Raw genomic sequence first — 24,534 nt, 5'->3', positions numbered from 1 at the left:
TGCTCGTGTCGCGAAAGCCACTTTCAGGACATGTGATGTCCCGAAAGTGGCTTTCGCGACACCTTCGGCACGCCACCGCCCAGTGCCGAAGCCTGACGCCCAACGTCTCACAGACCCGCCCCAACACGACACCTTCGCCTTAACCCTCAATAACCCTCACTGCCACTCACGACCCCCCGTGGAACCGCGCGCAGAGGCATCAACAGGACATTCAAACACCAGGCCGTGTCCTTTGAGGACAGTGGGTCAGGCCTGCACTGTCTCGACTTTGCCGAGCCCCTGACCCTCAACGTGGGGACGGAGGCTCTTGCTATTCCGCTCACCACCACCGGGCCGCCCCCACCCGAAAGCCACCCCAGCGGGCTAGACCTTTCAGACCGGAGACGGACGCCCCCACAGCCCCCGCGCCCCTAACCTGAGATCGAGAATTTCGTTCGATACCAGGGAGTTCGGGTTGCTCAGGAAAACAGCCATCGTGGTGGCACTGCTCGTCGCCGGCGCGTTGACACCGGCGACGGCCGCCGTCGCGACACCTTCGATCACCTGGCACGGCTGCGTGGCCGGCCCCGGCGACGACCTGGGCGTCGAGCTGGACAAGGCGGGCGCGCAGTGCGGTGACGTCGTCGTGCCGGTCGACCATCGCCGTCCGCGGGGGCGTCAGATCACCGTCGCGCTGGCCCGGGTGAAGGCCACCGACCCCGCGCGCCGACGTGGCGTGGTGCTGCTCAATCCGGGCGGACCTGGCGGTCCGGCCAGGGAGATGGTCCTGGCCGGACCTCTCATGCCGGAAATCGCGGCGCAGTACGACCTCGTCGGCGTGGATCCCCGGTTCGTCGGGCGCAGCTCGCCGTTGCGGTGCGCTTGGCCGACCGACACGTTCACGCGGTCGGCCGGGCCGGACCGCAGGACGTTCGGCGAAAGTGTGGCACTGGCGAAGCAGCTGGCGCGTGGTTGCTCGGGCAACGATCCCGAGTTGCTGCGGGCCGCGTCGACCCGCGAAACCGCCAGGGACATGGACGTCGTGCGCGCCGCGCTCGGGGAACGGAAGATCTCCTACATCGGGGCCTCGTACGGGACCTACCTCGGCGCGGTCTATCTGCAGATGTTCGGCTCGCGGGCGGATCGGTTCGTGCTCGACTCGTCGGTGGATCCCGAGGTGTACGGGCCGGGTCTGCTCCGCCCGACCGCTCCGGCTCTCGACGCGGCGTTACGGAACTGGACGCGTAGTGCGGTCGGCCGGGGGCTGGGGGAGACCGCGGACCAGGTCTTGGCGACGGTGCGGGACGTCGCGCGCTCGGCCGAGCGGCGGCCGTTCGCGGTCGGGAAGTACACAGTGGACGGTCATACCGTGCCGTATCTGTACTTCGCGCACCTTTATGACGACCGACCCGCGTCGCAGGCCGAGTTCGCCGCCACTGTGCGGACGCTCCGTGACGCCGCGGCCGGTCTTCCTGTCACTCCTTCGAAGACACTGGGCGCGCTCCTCGACGGCTTGACGACAGGATCCGGCGACGCGAACGACCGGGCGGGGACGCCGATCGTCTGCGCCGATCGCGCGGCTTCCCGTGACCCGATGACGTACTACCGGGACATTCAGGCGCATCGGTCCGCCGAGCCGTTGTTCGGTCCGCTGGCTCGCAACATCACGCCGTGCGCGTTCTGGCCCGTGACGCCTGCCGAGCCCGCGACCCGGATCCACAACACCGCGCCGGCCCTGCTTCTCGGTTCCACCGGTGACCCCGCGACGCCTTACGCCGGGCAACTCGCCATGCACCGGGCACTCGCCGGTTCGCGCCTGGTGACGGTGGAAGGCGCCTACCGGCATTCCGTGTTCCTCAAGGGTGACAGGTGTGTCGACACGGCGGTCCGGGATTACCTGCTGGGTGGCGAGCTCCCCGCTGATCGCACCTGCCGCTAGCGCTGTGTCCGCGCCCGGACGTGCGCGCGTTCGCCCTGAGGTCCGAACAGGACGAGGGTTTCGACGGCGCCGCCGTCGGCCGAGCCGAGCCAGTGCGGCAGCGACGTGTCGAACTCGGCGGCCTCGCCGGGCGGCAGGACCAGGTCGCGGTCGCCGACCAGCAGCCGGAGCCGTCCATTGAGGACATACACCCATTCGTAGCCGCCATGGGTCTTCGGCGTGGGCTCCGCTGGTTCGTCACGGCTGGGAATCAGCATCTTGAAGGCCTGTATTCCACCGGCGCGGCGGGTGAGCGGCAGGAAGGTCATGCCGTGGCGGTGGATCGGTTGCAGGTGGACGCGCGGATCGCCGGTGCGCGGGGCGCCGACGAGGTCGTCGAGGGGGACGCCGTGCACGCGGGCCAGCGGCAAGAGCAGCTCCAGCGTCGGCCGCCGTCCGCCGCTTTCCAGCCGGGACAAGGTGCTTTCCGAAATCCCGGTCGCCGCCGACAGGTCGGCCAGGGTCAGGCCCCGGTGCTTGCGCAAGGCACGCAATCTCGGGCCTACCGCGTCCAGTACTTCGTCCGTCTCGTCCGCCATGCCGTCGATCTTGCCAGGTCGGCAAGTTTTCGTGCGTTTTCCCGGCGGCCGAGGCGAAGGTGGTCCTTGACAGACCATGCGAGGTGAGGATGAACGCTCCAGACCGTGCCACGGAATTCTGGGACGAGCTCTACGACCGGCGGGCCACGGCGTCGCCGAAGGTGAACCCGAGACTGGCCGAGATCGCCGGCTCCCTGACGCCGGGGACCGCGCTCGACCTCGGTTGCGGCGGCGGGGGAGACGCGGTGTGGCTGGCGAGGCGGGGATGGCGGGTGACCGCGGTCGACATCTCCGGATCCGCGGTGCGCTCGCTCCACGAGCGCGCTGAGCCGATCACGGCGCTCCGCGTCGATCTCGCCGAGGATTTCCCCGACGGCACTTTCGACCTGGTGTCCGCGCAATACCTCCACACCCCGTTCGCGCTGGATCGCGGCCGCGTGCTGCGGACCGCGGCGATGGCGCTGAATCCGGGCGGTCGGCTGGTCGTCGTCGATCACGGCTCCACCGCGCCGTGGTCGTGGAACCAGGATCCGGACCTCCGTTACCCCACTCCGCGGGAAGTGGCCGCGGACCTGGCCCTCGATCCGGCGGTGTGGTCGATCGACCGCGCGGAGGTCGCGGAACGGCGCGCCACCGGTCCAGGCGGCCGGACCGCGACCGTCGTCGACCATGTCCTGATGCTCCGGCGGATTTCGGAGCCCTCGCGATGAGCGCCAGGCGCAACCGCGACACCGGCCCGCCCGCGACGGGCACCAGCGAGAAAGACGTCCTCGCGGGCTTCCTCGACTATCTGCGCGCCTCCGTCGCGGCCAAAACCGAAGGGGTGCCGGAAGCCCAGGCGCGAGTCCCCGGCGTGCCGTCGGGGACGAACCTGCTCGGCCTGCTCAGCCATCTGACCGCAGTGGAACGGCATTGGCTGCTCGGCGAGCGCTGCACCGACTGAAAAGCGACGTTTCACCCGGCCCCCGACGCCACGACAGCGACGATTCTCGCCGCCTACCGGGAAACCATCGCCGAGACGAGGGCCGAGATCGCGTCCTGGGACGACCTCGCCGAAGCCGGCCCACGTTCGGCGTCGCGGCGATGGACGCTGACCCACCTGATCGAGGAAACCACGCGGCAGGCGGGACACGCCGACATCCTGCGAGAGCTGATCGACGGCTCCACCGGACGCTGAACACCGAAACGGAGAACCACCCCATGCTTCACCGGACCTTCCGGCGGACCGCCGCCGCGTTCGGCGCCGCCCTCATCCTGATGACGGCGGCGTGCGGAACGGCTGCCGATTCTTCGCCCGCCTACGAGCACATCACCCGCGGCGACGCGGCTTTCGCGCAGCGGTTCCGCCATGAGTTCGCCGACGTCGACGGCGTGAAGATGCACTACGTCACCGGCGGAAAGGGAGCACCGCTCGTCCTGCTGCACGGCTGGCCGCAGACCTGGTACGGCTGGCACCGGGTCATGCCCGCGCTGGCCGAGCACTTCACGGTGTACGCCCTCGACTTGCCCGGCCTCGGCGACAGCACCGGCGCGCCACCGAGTTACGACAAGGCCACCCTCGCCCGCTACGTGCACGGTCTCGTCGCTGGACGGCTCGGCCTGCGCGAAGCGCGGATCGTCGGGCACGATCTCGGTGCCGCGGTCGCCTTCCAGTACGCCGCGCAGTTCCCCGGCGACCTGACCCGCCTCGCCTATCTCGATCTGCCGTTGCCGGGACCCGCGCTCGACGCGACGGCCTATCGGAACCTGAGCTGGCACATCGCCTTCCACTCGCAGAAAACGGTTCCCGAAGCCGTCGTCAATGACGACGTCCGCGAATACCTTTCGCTGTTCTATCCTCAGGTCGCGTACTCGGGGACGGCTTTCGGCGGGCCGGGAGCGCCGTCGCCCTTCGACGAAGCCGAGATCGGCGAGTACGCCCGCACCTACGGCAGACCCGAGGTGCTGCACGGAGGATTCGAGCTCTACCGCACGCTCGGCCAGGATGTGACCGCCAACGTCGGCGCGAAACCGATCACCACCCCGACCCTGCTGATGACCGCCGAAGGACTGCTCGAACCACAGAAGGCCACACTGGCACCCCGCGTCGCCAACCTCGTCCGCGCGGTCGAGGTGCCCCGGGCGGGACATTGGCTCGCCGAAGAGAATCCGGATTTCGTGACCGCTGAATTGATCGGTTTTCTGAAGGGTTGAGCCGACCCGGGTGAGTTTCGCCCGCTGGGCAAGGGGTATGCGTGGACATGACCGACTACAGCCATACCGCCACGATCGATATGCCGGCCGCCGAGTTGTTCGCCTTCCTGCGCGAACCGCGCAATCTGCCGCGCTATTTCCCGCAAATGAGCCAGGCCGAACCCGAGGGCGGCGACGCCGTCCACGTCGAAGCCGATGTCCATGGTGAGCACGTCGAGGGGGAGGCGTGGCTGAAGGTCGACGAAAAGAGTCGCTCACTGCGCTGGGGCGCCCAGGGGCCACACGACTACCAGGGGGAGCTGGCGATCGAGGACGCCGGGCCCGCGTCGTCTCGGCTGACGGTGACCCTGCACAGCGTCCGCGACGCCGACGACCAGGAGGTTCAGCGGGGACTGGAGGAGACGGTCGCCGCGCTCGCGCATACGGCGGTCGCGGATTCCGATGTCGCGGCCGCCGAAGAAGAAGGCGGCTGGACCGGGCGCTGAAGACGACGACGATGGCGGGGAGCGGCCGCTCCCCGCCATCGCGCGGTGTGCGTCAGGACCGGGTCAGCGTGACCCCGTAGTTGTTCGCCGCGTCCACGACGGGCTGGTAATACGAGTACGAACCGGTGGCGTTGGAGCCCTGGTTGTAACCGCAGTCGTGCCCGTCGTTGGGGCCGCCGGAGGTCATCCCCTGCGCGGTGTTGCCCGCGATGTAGGCGCCGCCACTGTCACCGCCTTCGGTGCAGACGGTCGACTTGGCCAGCCCCGAGGTGGCGACGCTTTCACCGCTGTAGCGGACAGTCTGGTTGTACGCGGAGATCTTGCCGCAGGTCCAGCCGGTGGTGTTGCCCGCCTTGCACAGCGTCGTGCCGACCGGCGCCTTCGAGCTGCCGGTGATCCGGACCGTGGTGCCCTTGCGGGTGTCGACGTAGCCCCGGCCGGTGTCCTCGTCGTCGATGTCCATCAGGCCCATGTCGGCCGACGGGAACTCGGTGGCGACGCCACGGCCGATGTGGACGCCGTCGCGGTTGAGGATGTCGGGGTTGCCCTCGACGCAGTGTCCGGCGGTGAGCAGCACGTTGTCGCCGTCACTGGTGGTGCCGGGGAAGCCGAGTGAACAGTTCGTGCCGGGGTCGAGATCCATGATCTGGCCGGGGATGACGTCGGCTTGGGTGGTGTTGCCGTTGGCGATTCCGGTTCGGACGGTCACCCCGGACAGCGCCGAAAGCCGCCGGACGAGGGCGCTGCCGGCGTCGGGCGCCACGGTGACGACGACCTGGTCCGCCGCGAGTTCCGGGCCCCAGGACTGCACCTGGGTGACGTCGGCGCCGATGACGTCGCCGACGCGGGCCGACAAGGCGTCCAGCGCCTTTTCCCCGCGGACGGCGGTGCGCGGCGTGAGACCGGCGGAGCGGAGCGCCTGCGCGGATCCGGCGTCGGCGGCGTTGACCACGAGTGCGCCCGCGTCGTCGAAGTACGCGCCGTCGGTGCGGAGGCCGCGTGCTCTGATGTTTTCGAGCGACGAGATCAGGTTCTTCTCGTGGTCCAGCTTCTGCGCGGCCTGGAGTGGGCTGATCCGCAAGGTCGCGGCGAGGGTCTCGAGCATCGTCTGGTCGTAGGCGCTGGACGGCTGCGTGGGAGCGGCGGTCGCCGGGACGGCGAGGGCACCGATTCCGGCGCAGACGCTCAAGAGAGTGAGCATGACGGGTCCGCGAATTCGCATGCGAATTTCCTTCGCTAAAGGAGGGTACGACGAACCGCCGGATATTCGGAAATGGCAGGGACCGGGCGGTTCATCTCGACGTGACGCACATTACGAGCGTCCGGCTAGCGCGTCGTAGCGCCGAAAGTAGGTTCCATGATCGGCGCCCTACTTTCGTATGCGGAAATTGCTTCGTGCATTCGCTTTGCGCGAAAGTGTCATTGTCCGAAAAGTGTCAGCCGCGATTCGAGGTAGGCGTCCAGTGCGGCGGCGCCGGCGAGCAGGGCGCGGCCCCTGGCCGCGAGGCGGTCGTGCCAGTCGCGCAGCGCCGATTCGAGTGGCACGACACCGCCTGCCGAGCGGACCTGCTCGATCAGCGGCGCGATCCGCTCCAGCGGGTAGCCGCCGCGCCTGAGCTGGCGGGTCAGCTTGGCGTCGCGCACGTCGGCCGCGCTGTAGACGCGGTAGCCCGTCCGCGGATCGCGCTCCGGCTTCAGGAGACCGGCGCGTTCCCATTTGCGCAGGGTGGCGGGCCGGATGCCGAGTTTCCCGGCCAGCGGCCCGACGAACAGGTCGCCGCGTTCCTGCGGCACGGGTTCGAGATCCCGGAGCGCGGCGGTGGCGGCTTGGAGGGTGCGACGGTCGTCGAGCAGCTGGGCGTGACTCTCGTCGATGAGCCGGAGCGCGTCTTCGATCGCGCCCCGGTTGACCGCCTCCATGATCGCTGTCGCCGTCGCGTGGCCGTGTCCGGGGACGAGCGCGAGGAACGCGCGGAGGGCTAACGCGTGCAACGGCGTGTAGGCACGGTATCCGTGGGGGCCGCGTTCGGCGGCGGGGAGGATGCCGTCCGCTTCGTAGTTGCGGACCGCCTGCGTGGACAACCCGTGCTCGCGCGCCAGATCGACCGGCCGTAGCCGCTCGCGGTTTTGAAGGTTTCGCCCCACTGTCCTGCCATTGTCGCTGGAAGGTGCCAACCGGCGGTTCAACGATACAGTCGAGGAAATGACGACGGACGGAAACCTGACGATCGAACTCGACCTCGCGGAGTTGCGCGAGGTCACGGCCTTCGCTGTCGCTTGCGCGAAGCCTGCCTTGGTGCTTTTCGAGCGTGACTTCCCGGAGGATCCACGCCCGCGTGCCGTACTCGACGAGGCACGGCTGTTCGCTGCCGGCGGCAAGCGAACGAAGGCGTTGCGGGTGACCGCTTTGGCCGCGCACCGGGCGGCGCGGATGGCTCGTGAAGAGGGTCGTGAAGCCGCGTTCGAGGCGGCCCGCGCCGCCGGTCACGCGGGAGCGTCCGCGTACCTGCACCCACTGGCGAAGGCGACGCAGGTCCTGCACATCCTGGGAGCCGCCGCCGACGCCGCCCGCGCCTTCGAACTCGACGCGGACGGCGATCCGGCTGCCGGCTCCCGCTACCTCGAGAAGGCGAGGGCGCTCGCCGGTCCGGTCGTGGTGGACGTCCTGACGCGGTATCCGGACGCCCCGGGCGGCGGTGGCCGGGCGGGGGAACTGCTGCGGACGCTGGACATTTCGCTTCGGCGACAGGCTCGCTAGACAGGCGAACACCGTGGCGCTCACTCGCGCGAGGATTCCGCCTTTCGTTCGAAGCGGGTACGGGCCAGCCTGTAGGCGGTGTCAAGCAGTTCCCCGGTCGCCACGTCGGTCTTCGGGCCGGGGTTGACCACGGCCAGCCAGCCCGCGGTTCCGTAGACGGGGTGGGCGAGCACAGTGTCGACGACGTCGGCCTCGGTTTCACCCGCTTCCCGGGGCGAGCGGCCGAGCCGCCGGATGAACTCCTCCTTCCCGGCGTGGATGTTCACGCGGAAGGTGTCTGGCCGGTCGAGGCGCGACGCCTCGTCGCCGGGATAGTTCTTGGTCACCACCGTCGCGAAAGGCTGGACGTTCGTCGGGACGACACCGTCGGGGGAGTAGTAGAAGAACGCGTCTCCCCAGCTGAGCTCCGGCCAGTCGTCGCCGGGCGCGGGTGTGAGGGTCAGGACGCCGTCGAGGCCAGAAACGAAGCCGATGATCTCGTCGATGCTCATGTGCTCAAGCTTCACATTAAAGTGCTTGTGGAGGGTTCAAGGTCGTTGTCCATGGAGCGAAGGTGTCAAGTCTCAACTCGGCGGGAATACGTACCGCGGCGATCGCGCGCCGGGTGGGGTATTCCGTCCAGCAGGTGCGCAACCTGGAGCGTGACGGCGTGCTCCCGCCGGCGGCGCGGACGTCCTCTGGCTACCGGAGCTACGGGGAGATCCATCTCCGGGCCGCGCTGGCCTACCGCGCGCTCGCCGCCGGAGTGGGGCCGGTCGAGGCCAGGAAGATCGTCCGCGCCGCGCATCGGGAACCGATCGCGCGGGTACTGGCCCTCCTCGACGCGGCCCACGCCGCGCTCGCCACCGAGCGCGCGGAGCTGCGGGAGGCCAGGGAAGCCGTCCGGGTGATCTCCGGCGAGCCGATCGACGACGTACGCGGTTCCGACGCGATGAGCGTCTCCGAACTCGCGACAGCGCTCGGCCTGCGCCCCTCGACGCTGCGGCACTGGGACGCGGAACGGCTCGTCGTTCCCGGCCGCGACTCGCGGGGAACGCGGCGGTACACCCCGGCGCAGGTGCGGGACGCGCGGATCGTGCACCAGCTGCGGCTGGCCGGATACCGCGTCGAGCCCCTGCGGGCGCTGATGCCGGAACTACGGCGATCCCGGCGGCTGGAGGACGTCGCCGCCGCGCTGGCCGCCAGGGACGACGCCATCACGGCCCGCTCGCGAGCCCTTTTCGATGGCACCGCGGCGCTTTCCGCCGTGTTGTCCTCGGCGCCGGCCGGTCGTGAGTGATTTGGGTCGTTCTCTTGAGGGGTAAGGCAAAGTTGTCGTGGTCGGCACGTCCGCGTTGCGCGTTCCCCTCGAAGCCGACGCCCGCCCTCATGTCCCCGATGCGGCATTGGAGACATCAGACCGCGACGCGAGCCGACGTCGCGCGCAACACGCCACGTTCGCCTTACCCCTCAATAACCGTCCTTATCACTCACGACCAGCCGGACCGGTCAGCGAGTGCAGCGCCAGAACACCGTCGCGTCGTACGGCGAGATGACGAGCTTGAAGTATTCGTCGCAGTCCGAGAAACCGGCTCGCTCCGCCTGATCTTTGGCGTCCTGGCGGGCATAGAAGAGCGCGAGGCCGAAGTCGCTCGACCCGTGGCCGACGAATTCCCTGGTCTCCAGCGCACTCGCGGAAGCCGGACTGGTGAGCGTGCCCATGATGGTGGCCGCGCCGATCAGGCCGAGCAATGTTTTCCTCATGATTACCACGCTAGGGCGAGACCGGCTCGCGGTTCGCCTGCTGGATGGGCGCTCCTGCGGCCTCCGTCCGTCGTAGGCGGGTTCGCACGATATGCGACCGCGGGTGTGAAAACGGTCATCTTCACGCCATTTCTTCTTCTCGCAAGATAGGCACCCAGCGTGCCTTGGGCGGCCGCGCGCGGTCGGTGACGGCGGCGTGGTCGACGCGATCGACCTTTCCGGTCCGATGATCGACGAGTACGACGTCGTGTGCAGTCCGCGCTCGGCATCTTCTTCTTCCCGACATGACGGCCGGAACCGAACGGCTGATCAGCCGGGCGCGTCCCGGCGGCCGGGTCGTGTCCACCAGCTGGCGCGAGGGGGCGATGGCGACGGCGGGCCGCCACGTCGGCCGTGCCGTGGCCGCGGTCTGTCCGATGTGGACGCCGAGGTGAACGAACTGCCGCTGACCCTGACCCCGAAGTGGCCTGGCTGGTCATCATCGGGTCCGGCGCCGCCCGCGTTTAGTCCTCTGAATGCGGTCTTTGTGTCCTGCAAGTACCGCGTCCAGAGGACTAAACGCGGGCGGCGAGGGATTTCGGTGTACATTCGTTCACTCAAACCGGGTGAACGGCGGGATCAGGTGCGACCAGTCAAGGACTCCTCTGCTCAGGAGCGCGGGCAAGGGCCGTTCGGCTCGTGGCTGCTCGGCCCGCTGTACCAGGACGTGGCCGTGTTGCGCCGCCGCGTCCAGGGTCTGCTCACCGGGACGCTGATCGCGACCAACGTCATCGGCGCGCTGGTCGTGGTGGGGCTGGCCGCCCTGCTCATGCCCGCTCCCGGCATGTCCGGCGAGCTGGTCCGGGTCACCGCGATCACGGTGCCCGTGTACGTGGTCTCCGCGGTCGTCGTCGGCGCGCTGTGGGGCACCCGCGGCGCGCTGCGGACGTTGCGCTGGGCGGCCGACGGCCGGACGCCGACCGACGCGGAGCGCGTCGCGAGCCTGCGGGTCCCGTTGCGGCTCACGCTGGTCCAAGCGGTGCTGTGGGGTGTCGCGACCGCGGTGTTCGGTGTGCTGGCGGCGCTGGTGCAGCCGAAGGTCGTGCTGACCGAACTGCTCGTCGTCGCGTTCGCCGGCGTGGTCGTCTGCGCGATCGCCTATCTGGCGGGCGAGTTCATCCTGCGGCCGTACGCCGCCTTGGCCTTGGCGGGCACTGCGCCCGCGCGGCCGCTCAGCGGTGGGGTGAACCTGCGGATGCTGCTGTTCTGGTGCCTCGGCACCGGGGTGCCGGTGGCCGGGCTGGTGGTCACGGCGGTGCTGGCCTGGGTGCGCGGTGACGTGTCGACGACGAAGCTCGCGGTCTCCGTCATCGCGCTCGGCATGGTGGTGCTGTGTTTCGGCCTGCTGGTGACCGTGTTCACCGCTCGCTCCGTGGTGAACCCGATCCGGTCGGTGCAGCACGCGCTGGGCCGGGTGCGGGCCGGTGACTTCGCCGTGGAGATCCCGGTCTACGACGGCACCGAACTCGGCCTGCTGCAAGCGGGCTTCAACGGGATGGCCGCCGGACTGGCCGAACGCGAACGTTTGCGCGACCTGTTCGGCAGGCACGTCGGCGAGGAGGTCGCGATCGAGGCGATGCGCACGTCGGCCGAACTCGGCGGCACGGTGCGGACGGTGTCGGTGCTGTTCGTCGATCTGATCGGCTCGACCACGCTGGCCGCGAGTCGCCCGCCCGAAGAGGTCGTCGGACTGCTCAACCGGTTCTTCGCGGTGGTGGTCGACGAGGTGGACCGCAACCACGGGCTGGTCAACAAGTTCGTCGGTGACGCCGCGCTCGCGATCTTCGGCGCGCCGGTGCGCTTGGCGGACCACGCGTCGCTCGCGTTGTCCACCGGCCGCGCGATCGGGCGCAGGCTGGCGGCGGAGGTGCCGGAATGCCCGGCCGGGATCGGGGTGGCGACCGGCGAGGTGGTGGCCGGGAACGTCGGCGACCCGCGGCGGTTCGAGTACACGGTGATCGGCGACCCGGTCAACGAAGCCGCCCGGCTGACCGAACTGGCGAAGAACGTCGAAGCCCGGTTGCTCGCTTCGTGGACGGCGATCGAGTCGGCGTCCGAAGCCGAGGCCGCGCATTGGAAGGCGACCGAGGACGTCACCTTGCGGGGCCGCACCCGGCCCACGACGCTCGCGACACCGAAGTCCTGAACCACCGAAGTCCTGAACCCCGGCGCCGTGCCGGATTCACAGCCCTTGTGAACGGGTCGTGAATCTTGCGCGGAGGCCGCGTCTCGTCAGCCGCGAACCACGATCTTCCTGGCCCGCGTGGCGATCCGGGTTCTGTGAACGATCACAGCGTTTCCCTGGCGCCCGACGAGGCCGTTGTCCCCGGAATCGGGACGGCGCACGGTGATCTCCCCATCCCCGTGTCGAAGGAGACAGCCGTGAAGAGACTATCGAGGGCCGCGCTGGCGACCGGAGCCGCCGTCTTCGCGCTGAGCATGGTGCCCGCCACCGCCCTCGCGCAGCCCGACGGCGCAGGCGACCGGCCCAGCGGGCTGATCCAGACCCAGACGCACACTCAGGTCCGCGAAGTCACGCCGGTGGCGGGGACCGCGACCACGGTCGCCGCGTCTGCCGCCTCCAAACAGCTGAACTACACCCAGCAGGTGCAGCAGTACAACCAGTGGTGCTGGGCCGCGGACGGTTCGAGCATCGAACAGGCGATGGGCGGAGGCGCCAGCCAGGCCCAGTTCTGCGCCGCGGGCAAGGGAACCTCGGCCGGGTACTGCCCGAACCAGCCTGCCCAGATCCCCGAGATCATCCGCGGCTTCCGTGGCACGGGTTTCTCCGCCCAGGACGCGGGCGGTCCCATCGGCTTCACCTCGGTCGTCAGCCAGATCGACTCCGGAATCCTGAACCTGACGGGGATCTACTGGACTTCGGGTGGCGGCCATGCCGAAGTGATCTACGGCTATGACACGACGAACCAGTCGATCATGGTCGGCGACCCGTGGCCGACGTATCAGCGCTACCAGACCTGGAACTACAACCAGTACCGGAGCAACGGCCAGTTCCGCTGGAACGACACCATCGTCAACATCCGGAAGGGCTGAGCCGCGGTCATGAACAGGATCTGCCGGAAGTTCTCCGGTTGTCTCGTGGTGGCCGTCGCGATGCTCCTGCCCGCCACACTGCCCGCCGCGGCGAGCGAGGGAGTCGTCCCGCCCTCGGCCGACGAGCTCGCGGCCGCCGTGCGCGTCGCCGGGCAGCCGAACGCGATCGGTCTCGCGAGATCGAACTTCCGGCAGGTCCACCACCTCGAACCACGACAGATCACGATGGCGGACAAGGGTTTCCCGGTCTACACCCTCAATCCCGACTTCGTCAGGGGCATCGCCGACGCACCGGCGGGCGTACTGAGATCCGTCGCCGTCACGGCCACTGCGGATTCCGGTCAGAAGGCGACGCTGCAGGCGATGCCGGACAGTCAGGGAACATGGGTCGCGGCGGGTGTGTTCTCCGGGAACGACGAAGAGACCCTGAGCGCGCGGCTGCGTCCCGGTTCGGTTCTGCTCAACGAGCCCCAGATCAACGGCTGGTACGAACTGGGGCCGGACGGCGTGGTGCTCCTGCGGGCGAGTCTGCCGCAGTCGCCGGTGGGTGAGTTCGTCTCGCTTCCCGAATACCAGCGGGCGGTCCACGGCCGCTACGCGGACAAGCTGCCGGGATCGGACTATCAGCGCAATCGGGGGATCGGCTTCGCGCAAGCGGGTTCCGCGCCCGTGGAAAGCGGCCCGCCGCTCGCGCTCGTGGTCGGCCTGATCGTCGCCGGTGTCGTCGTGGTGGGAGCGGTGGTGTTCGTGGTGCGCCGGAAGCGCCGGCTCACTCCCAGATGAGATCGATCCCCGCGATCCCGACGTCGAGACCCTCGAAGTAGGCGCTGACCGAAGCACCCGGGCCCGGGTGCAGCGGCTCGCTGACCACGGGGGCCAGTTCTTCCCGTTCGCGTACGGTTTTGACGCATCTGGCCGGAATCGCGTCTGCGTCGAAACGCAAGCGAAGCAGGTAGGCCGACATACGAGACCGCACTGTCCGGTGAAAGCACGTCGAACGAATGGACGCGGCCAGCCGCAGGGTGAACGCGAAGGTATGCGTTTCCCCTTCGGCCAAGCCGCGATCGAAAAGGAGCTCGAACACCATGCCCGGCGACGAGGTGCTTCGGCGCACTCTGCCTTTCCGGCAGCCGTCGGCGGCGAAGACCGTGGTGGCCTCCATGTCGGTACCGGGTTCGTCCTGGTGGGTCACCACGAAGCCGTCCGCGCCGGATTCCCGCGCCCGCACCACCATGGTCGAGGCGATCTCCGCGATCCGCCCTTGCACGGTCATGGTCAGCACGTCGACGACGGTCACGACATCGAGCTTCGCGTTCACCGCCGCACCGGGGGATTCGCTCAGCTCGTCCAGCAGGGTGCAGGTTTCGGACCAGCTCTGCCGCAGTTCCGTCAGCGATGGCCTGCGGTCGCCTTCACCGGGACGGCGTTGCGGGCCGATCAGGACGACCAGGCTGTCCGGGGCGAGGCCCAGCACCGCTTCGAGCGCGCGAACGACGTCGAGCGAGCGTGGCGTCGACGGATGCCGGAGTCCGCGCCGCCAATAGCTCAACGTCGACTCGGCCACGGAAACACCGCGCGCCGCCAGATGCGCCCGGATGCGGGACAAGGCCAGTCCGCGATGATCCACCGCTTCGGAAAGCGCGCGGGAGAAAGGACCGGACCTGACCGTGCTCGCCGTGCCGGGTTCCTTGCGTTGCTGGTACATGGGCACCCCCACCACGCCGGGTTGGCGCACAGCATGCGCAGTCCGGCGGCGGACGGCAACCGTCTAAGGTCGAAAACTGGACTTTCTTGCGCATTCGAGCCGCAGGTTGTGGAGGCCGCGCAGCGTCACCATGTCGAGCGCCTCCGCGACCAACGAGCGGATCACCCGGCCCTGGTCTCCGGGACGAGCAGGTTCTCGAGCATCTTTCGATCCTATGGTGTTCAAGTGACTGTCGACGCGATGATCGAAGACCTCAGGACGCTTGTCGAAATCGAGTCCCCCTCGGGGGACATCGAGGCCTTGACGGCGTCTGCCGAAGCGGTGGCCGCCCTGGTCGGGAAGCGCCTCGGCGGAACGGCGACCCTGGTGGAAAGTGCCGCGGGGCCCCATGTCCGGTGGTCCGGCGGGGGTGCGCCCCGGGTGCTGATCCTCGGGCACCACGACACCGTGTTCCCGATCGGGACGCTGGAACGCCGCCCGTTCGCGGTGGCCGACGGGCGCGTGACCGGACCCGGGGTGTTCGACATGCTCGGTGGACTGGTGCAGGCGATCCACGGCCTGGCGGCGCTCGACGACCTGACCGGCGTCGAGATCCTGGTGACAGCCGACGAGGAAACGGGCTCGCACGAGTCCAGGGCGCTCATCGAGGAACGGGCGCGCGCGTGCGGCGCGGTGCTCGTGTTCGAAGGCGCGGCCGACGGGGGAGGCCTCAAGATCGGCCGCAAGGGCTGCGGCACGTTCCAGGTCGTCGTCAAAGGGCGGGCCTCGCATGCCGGCCTCGAACCCGAAGCCGGGGTGAACGCGCTGACCGAAGCCGCGTACCAGGTGCTGGACATCGTGGCGATCGGCAGGCCCGAAAGCGGCACGACCGTCACCCCGACGGTGGCGAGCGCGGGGACCGCGAGCAACGTCGTCCCCGCCGAGGCGACCGTCGTCGTGGACGCCCGCGTCGAGTCCGCCGCCGAAAAGGAACGCGTCGAGGCGGCGTTCGCCGCGCTGTCCCCGCGTCTCGACGGCGCGGAGATCACGGTGCTGGGTGGGATCCACCGGCCCCCGATGCCCGAATCGGCCGCCGCGGGCCTGTTCGCCGTGGCCAAAGGACTGTTGCCCGGAGTCGACGGCGTCGCGGTCGGTGGTGGCAGTGACGGCAACTTGACGGCCGCGCTCGGCATCCCGACCCTCGACGGTCTGGGCGCTGTCGGGGGCGGTGCCCACGCGGACCATGAATACCTGCTGGTCGATGCGATGGTGGAGCGGGCGAATCTGGTCACCGGTCTGGTGCGGGCGATCCGGGCCTGAGCGACTTGGGTCGTAGGTCGCGGAGGTCGTGAGTGGCGATTCGGGTTAGAACCAAGAGTGTTCTAGGTACCTACCGCGGGTGAGTCCGGTAGCGGCCGGTTCGTGAAGGACTCCTTGAGGCACCCAGAGTCCCTCAAAGTTCCTTCACTCGGTCCCGGAAGGCCATCACGAGCCTCAGCAGCACCACCGGTCACAACAGTGGCGCGTGAAGCCCCCCTTCCCTCGGCTCAGCCGAGGAAACTCGACCTTCACACCTTCCCCAGTACATGAAGGCCCCCTTCCTTGCGCCAGGCGCAAGGAAGGGGGCCATCACGTACTTCACGCAAGGCCGCACGCCACGAGTAGGTACCTAAGAGACGGTTCGTTAGAACCCGAATCGCCACTCACGACCTGGCGACGTCACCTCACGCGACGGCGGTCCCCTCGAGTTCCACCATCAGGGACGGGATCGCCAGCCGGGTCACCCCGAGCATCGTGGTGGTCGGTGCCACCCCGGCGGCGCCCAGCCGCGCCGCCAGCACGCCGTAGTGCTGGAAAAGCAGATCGACGTCGGTGGTGTAGACGCTGAGCCGGACGAGGTTGCCCAGGCCCATGCCCGCCTCGCCGAGAACGGCCTCCAAGTTGTCGAGGCTCAGCGCCAGCTGCGCCGCCATGTCCCCGTCGTGCCGGGGTTCACCTTCGCCGCTCATCGCGGTCTGCCCGGCGCAGTACAGGGTCCGGGTCTGCCCGGTGACGATCTCGCCCTGGTGGTAGCCCATCGCCACCGACCACGGCCACGGGTTGACCGCCGTTCGTTCCATTGCCACTTCTGCTCCATTCGTTTTCAGCTGCGGTGGAAGCCTCCCAACGAATCACGACATCCTGTGTCGTGTATTCCGCTAGGGTTTCCGGATGCGTGCCGACCGGTTGGTTTCGCTGGTCCTGCTGTTGCGCCAGCGCGGCCGGCTGTCCGCCGCCACGCTGTCCCGCGAGCTGGAGGTCTCCACCCGCACCGTGCTGCGCGACATCGAGGCGCTGTCCGTGGCGGGTGTGCCGGTGTACGCCGAACGCGGCAGGCACGGCGGGTTCGCGTTGCTGCCCGGTTTCCAGACCGAACTCACCGGGCTGACGCACGACGAGGCCCTCGCCCTGCTGATCGCCGGATCGAGGCGTGGCGCGCAGGCGTTCGGCCTCGGCTCGGCGCTCGCTTCGGCCATGCTCAAGGTGGTCGACGCGCTCCCCGAAAGCCATCGTGACACCGCGGCCGGCGTGGCCGAACGGTTGCTCATCGACCCGGCGACAGACCTGCTCACGCGTCGCGTGGCCGCCGAGGAGGTGCCCGACGCCATCGTTGGCGAGATCCGGCGCGCGGTGTTCGCCGGGCACAAGCTGCGTATCCGTTACGCGGCAACAGGTCAGGCGCCGCAGTGGCGCACCGTCGACCCGATCGGCATGGTCACCGTGCGCGAGCAGGGCTACTTGCTGGCCACGAGATCCGGCGCGGATCGCACCTACCGGCTGTCCCGGGTCTCGGCAGCCGAGGAACTCGACGAACCCGCGGAGCGGCCGGACCGGATCGATCTGGACCGGGCCTGGCGGGAGCGCGGCACGCGGTTCCGGACCGGCGGCGACCAGATCGCCGTGCTGGTCCGGATCGACCCGAGGCGGCGGGAGGAGTTGCTGGACACCGCGCTGGCCGTCCGGTCCGAAGAGGTCGACGCGGACGGCCGGCTACGGCTGGAGGTGACCTTCCAGGACGCGCGGCACGCCGAATGGGCGCTGTGGCAGCTCGCCACGAGCGCGGAGGCTCTCGCTCCGGAGTCGTTGCGTACCGCCCTGCGCGACCGCGCGACTGCCCTCACTGCCTGCTACGTCGCGCCGTCCGATTGCTAACTCGCTAGTTCTTGCCCGATTTCGGGCAAGAACTAGCGTTTCGACATCCCGCTGTGCATGATGGGGACCGTGGAGGACGCGGAGCTCGTCGAGCAGGTGGCCTTGTCGACGGGGCTGTCGACGGCCATCGCCGCGCGCGTCGTCGAGGACGTCCTGGCGTTCTACCGGCAACCGGTCGAGCAGTACGTCCGGACGAGGCACACCCAGTTGCAGTCGGAGGGCAGGAAGAACCCCGAGATCTTCCCGCTGATCGCCGAGGAACTGGGCCGTCGGCTCGTCGCGCCTCCCGATCTGTCCGAGCGGCAGCTACGCCGCATCGTCTACGGCTGACGGAGCACGCCGCGAGGCCTGGGCCTGCGCGGGAAACCGTCCGTTCTTCTTTGTGAGGTTGACTCGTCATGTGCGGAATCGTCGGCTACATCGGCGGCCAGAACGCCGCCCCGATCCTGATCGAGGGGCTGACGCGGCTGGAGTATCGCGGCTACGACTCGGCCGGGATCTCGGTACTGGGCGGCAAAGGCGCCCAGGTGCACCGGATCGTGGGGCGCGTGCGGAATCTGACCGCGGCCCTGCCCAAGCGGCTCGCGGGCAAGGTCGGCATCGGGCATACGAGGTGGGCGACGCACGGTCCGGCGACGGAGGCGAACGCGCATCCGCACGTCTCCGAGGACGGCCGGATCTCCGTGGTGCACAACGGGATCATCGACAACGCCGTCAGCCTGCGCGAGCAACTCGCCCACGCCGGGGTGAAGCTGACCTCCGAGACCGACACCGAGGTGCTCGCCCATCTCATCGCGCGGTCGGACGCGAAGACCCTCGAAGACGCGGTCGTCGAAGCCGTTTCCCGGATCACCGGTACTTACGCGATCGCAGTGACCGACACCGAGCACCCCGACCGCGTCGTGGTCGCGCGGAACGGTTCGCCGTTGATCATCGGTGTCGGTGACCGGGAGATGTTCGTGGCCAGCGACCTGTCCGCGCTGGTCCGCCACACCTCGCAGGTCGTGCATCTCGACGACGGCGAGTTCGCCAGCGTCTCGGCCACGGGTTACCGCACCTTCACCGTCGACGAAAGCGACACCGGCAAGGCCGCGACCGCGATCGACATCAAGGCCGACGACCTCGATCTGGCCGGGCACCGGCATTACATGTACAAGGAGATCCAGGAGCAGTCGGAATCCTTGGAGCGGATGATCCGCGGCCGTCTCGACGACCGGTTCGGGGTGTCCCGTTTGGACGGTCTGAACCTGACCCCTCGTGACCTGCGCGGGTTCGCCAGGGTGAAAATCCTCGGTTGTGGCTCGGCGTATTACGCGGGCCAGATCGGCGCGACCATGATCGAGGAGCTGGCGCGGGTCCCGGCCGACGCCGAGGCCGCGTCGGAATTCCGTTACCGCAACCCCATCATCGAAGCGGACACCCTCTACATCGCGGTCAGTCAGTCCGGCGAGACCGCGGACACCGCCTTCGCCGTCGAAGAGGTCAAGCGCAAGGGCGGCCGGGTGGTCGGTCTGGTCAACGTCGTCGGCTCGACCATCGCGCGGGCCTGCGAGGGTGGTCTGTACCTGCACGCCGGTCCCGAGATCGCGGTCGCCTCGACCAAGGCGCTCACCAACATGGCCGTCGGGTTCGCGATGATCGCGCTGGCGCTGGGCCGGGTCCGCGATCTGTCCAACGCGGACGGACAGCGGATCGTCGCGGCGATCCGGGCCCTGCCCCGGCAGGTCGCGGAGATCGTGGCGGCGGAGGCGGAGATCGCCGGGCACGCCAAGACGTGCGCGGACGCGCGGAGCCTGTTCTTCGTCGGCCGGGTCCGGGGATTCCCGGTGGCGCGGGAAGGCGCGCAGAAGTTCAAGGAGATCTCGTACCGGCACGCCGAGGCCTACCAGACCTCGGAACTCAAGCACGGACCGCTCGCGCTGATCGACGACTCGGTGCCGACGGTCGCCATCGTGCCGTTCGACGACCTCGCCGACCGGAACCTCGCCGCGGTGCAGCAGATCAAGGCCCGCAAGGGTCCGGTACTGGCGATCACGCACGACGACGTGGACTTCGGCGAACTCGACGTGCCGCGGTTCGTGGTCCCGCGTTCGGAGCCGGAACTCGACCCGATCCTGCTCACGATCCCGCTGCAGCTGCTGGCCTACCACGCCGCGCTGATTCTCGGCCACGACATCGACAAGCCGCGGAACCTCGCGAAATCCGTCACCGTGGAGTGAGCCCGGCTCGGCGGGGGAGATTTCTTCGGGTTCCATCGTCACCACCGTCCCGCGAAATCCCTGCTCGTCGGCGATTCGACCGCCGCGGTCGCCGCCGCCGTGGCGACCGCGGCCGCGCTGCCCCTGGTGCTGGTGCGGGATGTGCTCGCGGACGCGTCCACGGTCACCGAACTGCTGCTGATGTTGACTCATGTGGTCGCGGCCGCGATCGTCATCCCGGTCATCGCCCGCCGTCTGTCCGCCTGAGCACGCCGATCCCATGAGGGAGCCCGCCATGAGGCAGTACCTGCTCGCCGTCCAGTTCGACGAAAGCGCGCCGCCGGAGCCCGAGGAGGAGGTGCGGGCGATGATGGCCAGGACGGGCAAGGTCACCGACGAGATGAAGGCCGCCGGTTCCTGGGTGTTCGTCGGCGGCCTGCAGCACTCGGACGCCTCCACGGTCGTCCGCCCCGCCAACGGACAGACCGCGATCACCGACGGCCCGTTCGCCGAGACGAAGGAACAGCTCGGCGGGTTCTGGGTGATCCAGGTCGAAGACCTCGACCAGGCGCTGGCGTGGGCCGAGAAGTGCGCATTGGCCTGCGGGCAGCCGATCGAGGTCCGCCCGTTCGACGACGGGTCACGCCGGCGCTGATGGATCTGGACAGCGTTTACCGGGCGGAGTACGGCCGTTGCGTGGCCACGCTGACGCGTTTCCTCGGCGACATCGGGCTCGCCGAGGAAGCCGTGCAGGACGCGTTCGCGGTGGCCGTCCAGAAATGGGACGAGGCGCCGCCGAATCCCGGCGCGTGGATCGTGACCACCGCCCGCAACCGGGCGATCGACCGGCTCCGGCGGGAGTCCACCAGGGAAGCCCGGCACGCGCAAGCGTTGCTGCTGAGCCAATCCGACGAGCCGGAGGAGGTGGGACCGGTGCGCGACGACCAGCTCCGCATGATCTTCACCTGCTGCCATCCGGCGCTTTCGCCGCTCGCGCGGACCGCGCTCACCCTGCGCCTGATCGGCGGGCTGGAGGTGGCGGAGATCGCGCGGGCGTACCTCGTCCCGGAGGTGACCGTCGCCCAGCGGATCGTCCGCGCGAAGAAGAAGATCCGCGACGCGGGCATTCCGTACCGGGTGCCGGGAGACGCCGAACTCCCCGAGCGGCTGGTCTCCGTCCTCACCGTGCTCTACCTCGTTTTCAACGAGGGCTACACGTCGACGTCGGGGGAGCTGCTGCGGACGGACCTGTGCCTGGAGGCGGTCCGTCTCGCCAGGGCGCTCGCCGAGCTGATGCCCGACGAGCCGGAGGTGACCGGCCTGCTGGCACTGCTCCTGCTGACTGAAGCCCGCCGTCCCGCGCGGGTAGGACCTTCCGGGGAGCTGGTCGTGCTCGCGGAGCAGGACCGGTCACTGTGGAACCGGGAACTGATCGCCCAGGGGCACGACCTGGTGCGCCGATGTCTGCGCCGTGACCGGCCGGGGCCGTACCAGATCCAGGCCGCGATCAACGCGGTCCACACGGACGGGCAGGCGACCGACTGGGCGCAGGTGCTCGCGCTCTACGACCAGCTCCTGCACTTCAGCCCGTCGCCGGTCGTCGCGCTCAACCGCGCGGTCGCCGTCGCCGAGGTGCACGGTCCGGCGGCGGCGCTGTCGGCCGTCGACGAGCTTGACCTTCCGGACTACCACCTGCTGCCCGCCACTCGGGCGGACCTGCTCGCCCGCCTCGGCCGGACCGCCGACGCCGTCGCCGCTTACGAAGAGGCGATCGCCTTGGTCACCAACGACACCGAGCGAACCTTCCTGCACACCCGGCGCGCGAGTCTCGTGAGTGGTGATGACGGTTATTGAGGGGTGAGGCAAATGTGGCGCGTTCGGGTGGGATGGGGCTTGGGTGACGTGGCACGGCACTCGCGTGCTCGAAGACGGATCTCGTGTGCTTGGAGGCGTAACACCCGAGTGCGGTATCCAAACACGCGAGTCCCGTCTCTGAGCACGCGAGTTACGCCTTCGCTCCGCTCGACACCCCGGCGAACGGGCCCTTTCACGACACGCCACGTTTGCCTTAGCCGCGATAGCCCGGTTCGCCGCTCACGACACGGCGAGCGGTCCGAACACGAGGGTCCCCGGCGCGTCAGCGTCGTCGCCCGCCCAGAATTCCAGCCACAGCGCGGCGAACTCGGTCCGCGACAGCCTGCCGTCGCCGTCGGAGTCCAGCAGCGGGAACGTGGTGTCGGTGTCGGTGGGACGGCCGCTCCAGGCCTCGATCATCCGGCGGTACTCCGTCGCGGAGATCAGGTCGTCCCCGTTCTCGTCGATCGCTTCGAACATGGCATCGGCCGTCGCGGTCACGGCCTCCGGCGTGTCCGGCAGCTTGTCCACCACCAGCAGCACCTCGTCGAGGGAGACCTTGTCGTCGCGGTCGAGGTCCGAGGCGGCCAGCAACGTCGACCACCAGCTCAGCATGATGCCGGTCAGCCGTCGCTCGTCGCCCGGGCCACGCAGCCGCGCCCAGCGCTCGGCGAGGGCCTGAAAGTCTTGCTCCTGAAGGAAACCGTCACCGTCGACGTCCATCGCGGCGAAGACCCCCGAAATCTTGCGCCGTTGCAAGTCACTTGCCATGCGTCCGAACGATAGGACCGGATGCCGTAGGGACGCATCGGCCATTCAGGGGCCACGGCGACCCACTAACGGGGGACGGCGCCATCGGTGAGCGCCCCGAGGACCTTGCCCAGCGCGGACTGCGCCACCGCCGAGGTGTACGGGCCGACGGCGACCAGCGACGCGATCAGCGCGGAAGCCTCACCGGGCGTCAGCGAAATCGGCGGCAGCGCGGACCGGGCGTCGATGCCGTATCCACCGCGAGGTCCGCGGTGGATGGTGATGGGAACGCCCACCTCGCGCAGCCGGGTGATGTCGCGCTCCACGGTCCGCAGGCTCACCCCGGTCGCCGTCGCGAGGTCCGCACCGGCCACCCGGCGCGGCGCCCGCACCCGCAGCAGTTCGATGATCGCGTGCTGCCGCTCGACCAGGGGCGCCGCCTGGTGCAACTGGGTCATCCCCGCGATTCCCCCGGAACCGACCAGCCGCTGGGGCATTTCCGCTCCCTCGAGTTCGAATAACCGACCCGGCTATGACGTCTATTGGATCTTAGGCTGATTTCCCTTCTCCGATTGGACTTTCATGCCTTCACCGTTCGCGTTTCCCGGCGACTTCCGGCGGTTGTGGATCGGTCAGACGATCAGCGCGTTCGGGGACAAGGTGTCGCGGATCGCCCTGCCGACCGTCGCCTTGCTCAGCCTCGGCGGAACCGCGTGGGACGTCGGCCTGCTGGCCACGCTGCGCTTCGTGCCGTTCGTGCTGCTCGGTTCGGTGGCGGGGGTGTGGGTCGACCGGGTGTCGAAGCGGCGGACGATGATCCTCGCCGACATCGGCAGGCTGGTGGCGATGGGGTCCGTTCCGGTCGCGTACCTGTTCGACGCGCTCACGCTCGGCCACTTGTTCGTCGTGGCCGGAGTCGTGGGGGTGCTGACGGTGTTCTTCGAAGTCGCCGCGCAGTCCTATCTGCCGATCCTCGCCGGACCGCGGGGGATCGTCGCGGGCAACGAACGGCTGCAGACCTCCCGGGCGGTGGCCGAGGTCGGTGGCGCGGCCGCCGCGGGCGGGTTGATGCAGCTCCTCGGCACCGCACTGGCGATCCTGGCCAACGCGCTGTCGTTCCTCGCCTCGCTGGTGTCCCTGACGCTGATGCGTCACCGCGAGCCGGTCGCGATCAAGCCGGACGAGCCGCGTTCGGCACTCAGCGAGGCCAAGGAGGGCCTCGCGGTGTTGCTGTCCGACGTGCGGCTGCGCAACCTGATGTTCGCGAGCACTACGGTGAATCTGGGTTTGGCGATGGCTAACACACTGGTGCTGGTCTTCGCCTACGAACACGGAAAACTGAGCCCGGGAGCCGTCGGTCTCGCGTTCGCGATCGGCACGGCCGGGCTCATCCTGGGGGCGGTGTCGACCGGGGCGATCGTCCGCGGCCTCACGCTCGGCCGGACACTGGCGATGTCGATCCTCGTGACCGGCCTGGGCTTCCTCATCCTGCCCGTCGGTGGGCCAGGTGCGGCGCTGACCACCTTGATCGTGAGCCAGTTCCTCGTCGGATTCGCCGACTCGGTCTTCAGCATCGTCGTGCTCAGCCTGGTCCAGCGGATCACCCCGCCGGAGATGATGGGGCGGGTGAACGGGACCGCGCTTTCGGTGGTGTTCGGTACCGGGACCCTCGGTGGGGTCGCCGGCGGCCTCGTCGGCACGGTGGTCGGCGTTCTGCCCGGAGTGGTTTTCGCCTCGGCGATCATCTGCTGCGGTGCGGCTTTCGTCCTGGTCAAGCCCTTGCGGACGATTCGGGACGGGGCGAGCGAGCCGGTGGCGAGTTCGGCGAATCCGCCCCACCGGACGCCAGGCGTGAGACCATGAGGCTGACGGCTTGGACCCTGGACGGAGGGAGAAGGATGACCGCCGGAATCGAGCGCGCGGCGCACGCCTACTGCCCTGTCTGCAACCCCGGTCCCGGCCGCGGCGACCCGGTCACCGCGCTCTGCGGCGCCACCCATCCCTTCTGGGGTCGTCGCGAGCGACCGGTGAACAATTGTCCCTCGTGCGAAGCTCTCGCCGCGAAGACGGTCTACCCCTGCGGCCATA

27 protein-coding genes and 1 pseudogene are annotated in these 24,534 nt (G+C 69.1%); 19 read left to right on the top strand and 9 right to left on the bottom strand.

The features are described 5' to 3' along the window. The first annotated feature begins 454 nt into the window (after window positions 1-454). Window positions 455-1,918 carry an alpha/beta hydrolase gene (locus ACZ54P_RS30320; protein ID WP_465464998.1) on the top strand — a complete coding sequence of 488 codons (1,464 nt, stop codon included), beginning with the start codon at window positions 455-457 and terminating at the stop codon, window positions 1,916-1,918. On the opposite strand, the gene ACZ54P_RS30315 is transcribed toward ACZ54P_RS30320, so the two are convergent. Continuing rightward, on the bottom strand, window positions 1,915-2,496 hold the full coding sequence (locus tag ACZ54P_RS30315; RefSeq protein WP_465464997.1) for a helix-turn-helix domain-containing protein: 582 nt from the start codon (window positions 2,494-2,496) through the stop codon (window positions 1,915-1,917). The genes ACZ54P_RS30320 and ACZ54P_RS30315 overlap by 4 nt on opposite strands. An 89-nt stretch (window positions 2,497-2,585) precedes the next feature. Between ACZ54P_RS30315 and ACZ54P_RS30310 the strand changes: the two genes are divergently transcribed. The 4 genes and pseudogenes from ACZ54P_RS30310 (at window position 2,586) to ACZ54P_RS30295 (ending at window position 5,174) form a co-directional block, all read left to right on the top strand. Next, window positions 2,586-3,206 carry a class I SAM-dependent methyltransferase gene (locus ACZ54P_RS30310; protein ID WP_465464996.1) on the top strand — a complete coding sequence of 207 codons (621 nt, stop codon included), beginning with the start codon at window positions 2,586-2,588 and terminating at the stop codon, window positions 3,204-3,206. Further along, window positions 3,203-3,673: pseudogene (locus tag ACZ54P_RS30305) on the top strand (DinB family protein). Before ACZ54P_RS30310 ends, ACZ54P_RS30305 begins: the two are co-directional and overlap by 4 nt. A 23-nt stretch (window positions 3,674-3,696) precedes the next feature. After that, window positions 3,697-4,689, top strand: a complete 993-nt coding sequence (locus ACZ54P_RS30300; protein ID WP_465464995.1) for an alpha/beta fold hydrolase — start codon at window positions 3,697-3,699, stop codon at window positions 4,687-4,689. Between the two features lie 47 nt (window positions 4,690-4,736). Next, a complete protein-coding gene (locus ACZ54P_RS30295; protein ID WP_465464994.1) occupies window positions 4,737-5,174 on the top strand; it encodes an SRPBCC family protein in 438 nt (145 codons plus the stop codon). Window positions 5,175-5,226: 52 nt separating this feature from the next. Here the strand turns inward: ACZ54P_RS30295 and ACZ54P_RS30290 are convergent, their stop codons facing one another. Continuing rightward, entirely contained in the window at window positions 5,227-6,396 is a 1,170-nt protein-coding gene (locus ACZ54P_RS30290) for a S1 family peptidase (RefSeq protein WP_465464993.1), read from the bottom strand. 197 nt (window positions 6,397-6,593) lie between these two features. Further along, window positions 6,594-7,319, bottom strand: a complete 726-nt coding sequence (locus tag ACZ54P_RS30285; RefSeq protein ID WP_465464992.1) for a MerR family transcriptional regulator — start codon at window positions 7,317-7,319, stop codon at window positions 6,594-6,596. Between the two features lie 58 nt (window positions 7,320-7,377). Here ACZ54P_RS30285 and ACZ54P_RS30280 point away from each other — a divergent pair, with 58 nt between their 5' ends. Then, the gene (locus ACZ54P_RS30280) at window positions 7,378-7,932 is read left to right on the top strand and encodes a putative immunity protein (RefSeq protein ID WP_465464991.1); all 555 of its coding nucleotides are present in this window, start codon (window positions 7,378-7,380) and stop codon (window positions 7,930-7,932) included. 20 nt (window positions 7,933-7,952) lie between these two features. Here the strand turns inward: ACZ54P_RS30280 and ACZ54P_RS30275 are convergent, their stop codons facing one another. Next, a complete protein-coding gene (locus ACZ54P_RS30275) occupies window positions 7,953-8,423 on the bottom strand; it encodes a DUF6194 family protein (protein ID WP_465464990.1) in 471 nt (156 codons plus the stop codon). A 62-nt stretch (window positions 8,424-8,485) separates the two neighbouring features. Between ACZ54P_RS30275 and ACZ54P_RS30270 the strand changes: the two genes are divergently transcribed. Further along, entirely contained in the window at window positions 8,486-9,211 is a 726-nt protein-coding gene (locus ACZ54P_RS30270) for a MerR family transcriptional regulator (RefSeq protein WP_465464989.1), read from the top strand. Window positions 9,212-9,420: 209 nt separating this feature from the next. On the opposite strand, the gene ACZ54P_RS30265 is transcribed toward ACZ54P_RS30270, so the two are convergent. Next, window positions 9,421-9,675, bottom strand: a complete 255-nt coding sequence (locus ACZ54P_RS30265) for a hypothetical protein (RefSeq protein ID WP_465464988.1) — start codon at window positions 9,673-9,675, stop codon at window positions 9,421-9,423. 284 nt (window positions 9,676-9,959) lie between these two features. Here ACZ54P_RS30265 and ACZ54P_RS30260 point away from each other — a divergent pair, with 284 nt between their 5' ends. The 4 genes from ACZ54P_RS30260 to ACZ54P_RS30245 all read left to right on the top strand — a co-directional run bounded on the left by ACZ54P_RS30260 (window position 9,960) and on the right by ACZ54P_RS30245 (window position 13,551). Beyond that, a complete protein-coding gene (locus tag ACZ54P_RS30260) occupies window positions 9,960-10,109 on the top strand; it encodes a hypothetical protein (protein WP_465464987.1) in 150 nt (49 codons plus the stop codon). Window positions 10,110-10,297: 188 nt separating this feature from the next. Then, the gene (locus tag ACZ54P_RS30255; protein WP_465464986.1) at window positions 10,298-11,860 is read left to right on the top strand and encodes an adenylate/guanylate cyclase domain-containing protein; all 1,563 of its coding nucleotides are present in this window, start codon (window positions 10,298-10,300) and stop codon (window positions 11,858-11,860) included. Window positions 11,861-12,096: 236 nt separating this feature from the next. After that, window positions 12,097-12,768, top strand: a complete 672-nt coding sequence (locus ACZ54P_RS30250; RefSeq protein WP_465464985.1) for a papain-like cysteine protease family protein — start codon at window positions 12,097-12,099, stop codon at window positions 12,766-12,768. Window positions 12,769-12,777: 9 nt separating this feature from the next. After that, complete coding sequence (locus tag ACZ54P_RS30245) at window positions 12,778-13,551, top strand: hypothetical protein (RefSeq protein WP_465464984.1); 774 nt, start codon at window positions 12,778-12,780, stop codon at window positions 13,549-13,551. Here ACZ54P_RS30245 and ACZ54P_RS30240 read toward each other — a convergent pair. Beyond that, window positions 13,538-14,473, bottom strand: a complete 936-nt coding sequence (locus ACZ54P_RS30240; RefSeq protein ID WP_465464983.1) for a helix-turn-helix domain-containing protein — start codon at window positions 14,471-14,473, stop codon at window positions 13,538-13,540. The genes ACZ54P_RS30245 and ACZ54P_RS30240 overlap by 14 nt on opposite strands. A 225-nt stretch (window positions 14,474-14,698) precedes the next feature. Here ACZ54P_RS30240 and ACZ54P_RS30235 point away from each other — a divergent pair, with 225 nt between their 5' ends. Continuing rightward, window positions 14,699-15,772 carry a M20 family metallopeptidase gene (locus tag ACZ54P_RS30235; RefSeq protein ID WP_465464982.1) on the top strand — a complete coding sequence of 358 codons (1,074 nt, stop codon included), beginning with the start codon at window positions 14,699-14,701 and terminating at the stop codon, window positions 15,770-15,772. A gap of 404 nt (window positions 15,773-16,176) precedes the next feature. Here the strand turns inward: ACZ54P_RS30235 and ACZ54P_RS30230 are convergent, their stop codons facing one another. After that, entirely contained in the window at window positions 16,177-16,572 is a 396-nt protein-coding gene (locus tag ACZ54P_RS30230; protein ID WP_465465005.1) for a RidA family protein, read from the bottom strand. 91 nt (window positions 16,573-16,663) lie between these two features. Between ACZ54P_RS30230 and ACZ54P_RS30225 the strand changes: the two genes are divergently transcribed. From ACZ54P_RS30225 to ACZ54P_RS30200, 6 genes are all read left to right on the top strand, one after another. Continuing rightward, window positions 16,664-17,644, top strand: a complete 981-nt coding sequence (locus ACZ54P_RS30225; protein ID WP_465464981.1) for a helix-turn-helix transcriptional regulator — start codon at window positions 16,664-16,666, stop codon at window positions 17,642-17,644. 57 nt (window positions 17,645-17,701) lie between these two features. Then, window positions 17,702-17,974 (top strand): hypothetical protein, encoded by a 273-nt coding sequence (locus ACZ54P_RS30220; RefSeq protein ID WP_465464980.1) that lies wholly within the window; start codon window positions 17,702-17,704, stop codon window positions 17,972-17,974. A 68-nt stretch (window positions 17,975-18,042) separates the two neighbouring features. Beyond that, window positions 18,043-19,863, top strand: coding sequence for a glutamine--fructose-6-phosphate transaminase (isomerizing) (gene glmS / locus ACZ54P_RS30215; protein ID WP_465464979.1), 1,821 nt, complete (start codon window positions 18,043-18,045; stop codon window positions 19,861-19,863). Between the two features lie 99 nt (window positions 19,864-19,962). Next, window positions 19,963-20,109, top strand: coding sequence for a DUF6069 family protein (locus tag ACZ54P_RS30210; protein WP_465464978.1), 147 nt, complete (start codon window positions 19,963-19,965; stop codon window positions 20,107-20,109). A gap of 28 nt (window positions 20,110-20,137) precedes the next feature. Beyond that, window positions 20,138-20,497 carry a YciI family protein gene (locus tag ACZ54P_RS30205; protein WP_465464977.1) on the top strand — a complete coding sequence of 120 codons (360 nt, stop codon included), beginning with the start codon at window positions 20,138-20,140 and terminating at the stop codon, window positions 20,495-20,497. After that, window positions 20,497-21,696, top strand: a complete 1,200-nt coding sequence (locus tag ACZ54P_RS30200; protein WP_465464976.1) for an RNA polymerase sigma factor — start codon at window positions 20,497-20,499, stop codon at window positions 21,694-21,696. Before ACZ54P_RS30205 ends, ACZ54P_RS30200 begins: the two co-directional genes overlap by 1 nt. Window positions 21,697-21,936: 240 nt before the next feature. Here the strand turns inward: ACZ54P_RS30200 and ACZ54P_RS30195 are convergent, their stop codons facing one another. Beyond that, on the bottom strand, window positions 21,937-22,467 hold the full coding sequence (locus ACZ54P_RS30195) for an EF-hand domain-containing protein (RefSeq protein ID WP_465464975.1): 531 nt from the start codon (window positions 22,465-22,467) through the stop codon (window positions 21,937-21,939). A 65-nt stretch (window positions 22,468-22,532) separates the two neighbouring features. Beyond that, window positions 22,533-22,943, bottom strand: a complete 411-nt coding sequence (locus tag ACZ54P_RS30190) for a helix-turn-helix transcriptional regulator (protein ID WP_465464974.1) — start codon at window positions 22,941-22,943, stop codon at window positions 22,533-22,535. An 85-nt stretch (window positions 22,944-23,028) separates the two neighbouring features. On the opposite strand from ACZ54P_RS30190, the gene ACZ54P_RS30185 reads away from it, so the two are divergent. Next, complete coding sequence (locus ACZ54P_RS30185; protein WP_465464973.1) at window positions 23,029-24,309, top strand: MFS transporter; 1,281 nt, start codon at window positions 23,029-23,031, stop codon at window positions 24,307-24,309. The last annotated feature ends 225 nt before the right edge of the window (window positions 24,310-24,534 follow it).

The organism is Amycolatopsis sp. NPDC034160 (assembly GCF_055575355.1).
The sequence above is the reverse complement of the archived record's forward strand: the minus strand, read 5'-3'. Positions and strand labels throughout refer to the sequence as shown.

What these genes read in the sequence shown, in the direction of transcription:
- ACZ54P_RS30230 (WP_465465005.1), bottom strand. Translation starts at nt 16,572, where the DNA reads ATGGAACGAACGGCGGTCAACCCGTGGCCGTGGTCGGTGGCGATGGGC.
- ACZ54P_RS30310 (WP_465464996.1), top strand. Translation starts at nt 2,586, where the DNA reads ATGAACGCTCCAGACCGTGCCACGGAATTCTGGGACGAGCTCTACGAC.
- ACZ54P_RS30220 (WP_465464980.1), top strand. Translation starts at nt 17,702, where the DNA reads ATGATGGGGACCGTGGAGGACGCGGAGCTCGTCGAGCAGGTGGCCTTG.
- ACZ54P_RS30205 (WP_465464977.1), top strand. Translation starts at nt 20,138, where the DNA reads ATGAGGCAGTACCTGCTCGCCGTCCAGTTCGACGAAAGCGCGCCGCCG.
- ACZ54P_RS30240 (WP_465464983.1), bottom strand. Translation starts at nt 14,473, where the DNA reads ATGTACCAGCAACGCAAGGAACCCGGCACGGCGAGCACGGTCAGGTCC.
- ACZ54P_RS30265 (WP_465464988.1), bottom strand. Translation starts at nt 9,675, where the DNA reads ATGAGGAAAACATTGCTCGGCCTGATCGGCGCGGCCACCATCATGGGC.
- ACZ54P_RS30225 (WP_465464981.1), top strand. Translation starts at nt 16,664, where the DNA reads ATGCGTGCCGACCGGTTGGTTTCGCTGGTCCTGCTGTTGCGCCAGCGC.
- ACZ54P_RS30260 (WP_465464987.1), top strand. Translation starts at nt 9,960, where the DNA reads ATGACGGCCGGAACCGAACGGCTGATCAGCCGGGCGCGTCCCGGCGGC.
- ACZ54P_RS30280 (WP_465464991.1), top strand. Translation starts at nt 7,378, where the DNA reads ATGACGACGGACGGAAACCTGACGATCGAACTCGACCTCGCGGAGTTG.
- ACZ54P_RS30315 (WP_465464997.1), bottom strand. Translation starts at nt 2,496, where the DNA reads ATGGCGGACGAGACGGACGAAGTACTGGACGCGGTAGGCCCGAGATTG.
- ACZ54P_RS30195 (WP_465464975.1), bottom strand. Translation starts at nt 22,467, where the DNA reads ATGGCAAGTGACTTGCAACGGCGCAAGATTTCGGGGGTCTTCGCCGCG.
- ACZ54P_RS30290 (WP_465464993.1), bottom strand. Translation starts at nt 6,396, where the DNA reads ATGCGAATTCGCGGACCCGTCATGCTCACTCTCTTGAGCGTCTGCGCC.
- ACZ54P_RS30245 (WP_465464984.1), top strand. Translation starts at nt 12,778, where the DNA reads ATGAACAGGATCTGCCGGAAGTTCTCCGGTTGTCTCGTGGTGGCCGTC.
- ACZ54P_RS30185 (WP_465464973.1), top strand. Translation starts at nt 23,029, where the DNA reads ATGCCTTCACCGTTCGCGTTTCCCGGCGACTTCCGGCGGTTGTGGATC.
- ACZ54P_RS30300 (WP_465464995.1), top strand. Translation starts at nt 3,697, where the DNA reads ATGCTTCACCGGACCTTCCGGCGGACCGCCGCCGCGTTCGGCGCCGCC.
- ACZ54P_RS30200 (WP_465464976.1), top strand. Translation starts at nt 20,497, where the DNA reads ATGGATCTGGACAGCGTTTACCGGGCGGAGTACGGCCGTTGCGTGGCC.
- ACZ54P_RS30190 (WP_465464974.1), bottom strand. Translation starts at nt 22,943, where the DNA reads ATGCCCCAGCGGCTGGTCGGTTCCGGGGGAATCGCGGGGATGACCCAG.
- ACZ54P_RS30295 (WP_465464994.1), top strand. Translation starts at nt 4,737, where the DNA reads ATGACCGACTACAGCCATACCGCCACGATCGATATGCCGGCCGCCGAG.
- ACZ54P_RS30275 (WP_465464990.1), bottom strand. Translation starts at nt 8,423, where the DNA reads ATGAGCATCGACGAGATCATCGGCTTCGTTTCTGGCCTCGACGGCGTC.
- glmS (WP_465464979.1), top strand. Translation starts at nt 18,043, where the DNA reads ATGTGCGGAATCGTCGGCTACATCGGCGGCCAGAACGCCGCCCCGATC.